Origin of the sequence: Actinomadura roseirufa (assembly GCF_900659635.1) — a bacterium.
Lineage (GTDB): Bacteria > Actinomycetota > Actinomycetes > Streptosporangiales > Streptosporangiaceae > Spirillospora > Spirillospora roseirufa.
In genome coordinates this window covers 1-1980 of sequence record NZ_CAACVB010000532.1, presented here as the reverse complement: position 1 = coordinate 1980, position 1980 = coordinate 1, and the positions used below count along the sequence as shown (strand labels likewise).

Here is a 1980-nt window from a genome sequence, read left to right as displayed (position 1 = left end):
CGGCACGGGCCCCGTCGCGAGCGCGGGCGGCCGCCGCGCCGACCGCCTGGACCACGCGATCGGCCTGGCGGCGCGGGAGGCACGCCTCCTCCTGGACCGTCACTGAACGGTCAACGATCGGCGGGGTTTCGGTGATCACCCGGTAGGGGCGGGCGCGCGGGGGAACTGCTGCCGTGACCACTCACCCACGGGGGTAAGCGCATGCGCAGGTTCCTGGGGGCGGCGGCCCTGACCGTCCTCGTCTCGGCCGCCGCGGCACCCGCGGCGGCCGAGCCGCCGACGCCCGCCGTCCGGACCGTCCGCGCGGACGGCGGGCACGAGACCAAGAAGGGCCTGTGGGGCCTGCTCGGTCTCCTGGGCCTGCTCGGCGTGGTCGGCTTGAGAGCCCGCCCCCCATCTCCCCCCACCGACCCCGAACCCCACGAAGACCCAGAGAAATGAGCGGACGACCCGTGACCTACGCGACGTCCGCCGAAGGCTCGACGGGCCGCTCCGCGCCGGAGGGGCACAGGGACGCCCAGATCTTCGCGGCGGGATCCCGGCCGTCCAGGAGCATGAACAGCCACGCCCGGTCCTCCGACCCCCCGGCCAGGGCAGCGTAGTCCCGGCGGGTCCACCCCTGCGGAAGCCCCGAGCCGCGCGATCACCGAGCCGGCCTCAAACCGCACCAAGAACCCCGCGCACCCCGCTCTTTGACGGCCTGTCTCTGGGCCCGTCCCCCACGGGCCCAGAGACGGAATGCGGGAACACCCAGAAAAGCAAGAGGCCCGGCTCCCACACGGGGCCGGGCCCCTCACTTCCCCGCACCCTCACACCTGGCCGTCAGGCCGGCAGAGGCAAGGACACGATCACCCCCGGCCGGTGTTCCGGCCCGCCTCCCGCAGGAGGATCATCCGGAGCGGCGCATCGGTCATGCCGCACTGTGCCGGTGACCGACCAGATTGAAGGCGTGCATCGGTACGTCCTGACCACGATCAACGAACTGCGCGGGCAGAACCCATGCGTGCCCCCGTGGTTCCAGATCAATCTGGGGTCGACAGCCCCGCGTCCTTGCGTTCCCGGTGGGCCGGTCAGGCGGTCGGGAGCCCCCAGTACTGGTAGTTGTTGCCGGTGTTGCAGCCATTGTTCTGCCGATACAGCAGGCTGCTGCTCTGCCCGGAGTCCAGGCAGGCGTGGATGTCGTAGGTGTAGAACTGCCAGTTGGCGGCCGTGTTGCTGTTTCCGGTCAGCGCCCAGATCTGGTTCGAGACCTGCCCCGGCAGGCAGGTCTCGAGCGACGCCCGGCCGCTGTCGACGGTCATGCACTGCCTATTGGCCAGGTTGTACACCCGGACGTTGTGAACTCCGTTGGGGCTGTCGCTGTTGTAGGAGTGAACCTCCCATTTCATCCGCGAGTTATTCGCGCACGGCTCCAGATGCAGCCTGTTGTTTCCGCTGTCCTTCGCGACGCACTGCCCGTTCTGCTTCGACTTGATGTAGACGCTCGGAAAGAACACGTCCGCGCTGGCCGGACCGGCCATAAGCGCCCCCGCCAAGGCGGTGGACGCGGCGACCGTCATGGTGGCGCGGAGCCTGCGGTTGGAGAACTTCATCTCTGCCTCCGATGGAGTTGATCGTTCTACGCGACAAGGCTTCCACCACCCCCCGATCGAGGGAGCCGCATGGAATGCCCGCGTTAATGGCGCGATTCTTGCCACGCACGTGTCGTGATGCCCAGAGGGGCAAATCGGCGCTGCAACGACTGCGCGTGAGTGGGAGCTGATCGGACCACAGCGACCAGCCCGATGACAAAAACTGCCGCCCCGGTTCTCTACACGCGGCGAATAACCTTCCCCCGAAACTAGAGAGCTTCAATAGTTGGGGTTATCGACTGTGTCTTGGTGGTGACTGGCCTGTCGGGTGTGGGCGGGTTTCCCTTGGTGGATGCGGTATGGCGAGGGCGGCGGGTTGACCGCTGTGGAGCGGGCGCGGCGGGAGGCG

At 68.4% G+C, this 1980-nt stretch carries 2 protein-coding genes; one reads left to right on the top strand and one right to left on the bottom strand.

What is annotated here, in order from left to right; genetic code table 11:
* The first annotated feature begins 201 nt into the window (after window positions 1-201).
* Complete coding sequence (locus tag E1291_RS41160) at window positions 202-441, top strand: WGxxGxxG family protein (RefSeq protein WP_131743437.1); 240 nt, start codon at window positions 202-204, stop codon at window positions 439-441.
* 629 nt (window positions 442-1070) lie between these two features.
* Here the strand turns inward: E1291_RS41160 and E1291_RS41155 are convergent.
* Complete coding sequence (locus tag E1291_RS41155) at window positions 1071-1592, bottom strand: ricin-type beta-trefoil lectin domain protein (protein WP_131743436.1); 522 nt, start codon at window positions 1590-1592, stop codon at window positions 1071-1073.
* Window positions 1593-1980: the final 388 nt, after the last annotated feature.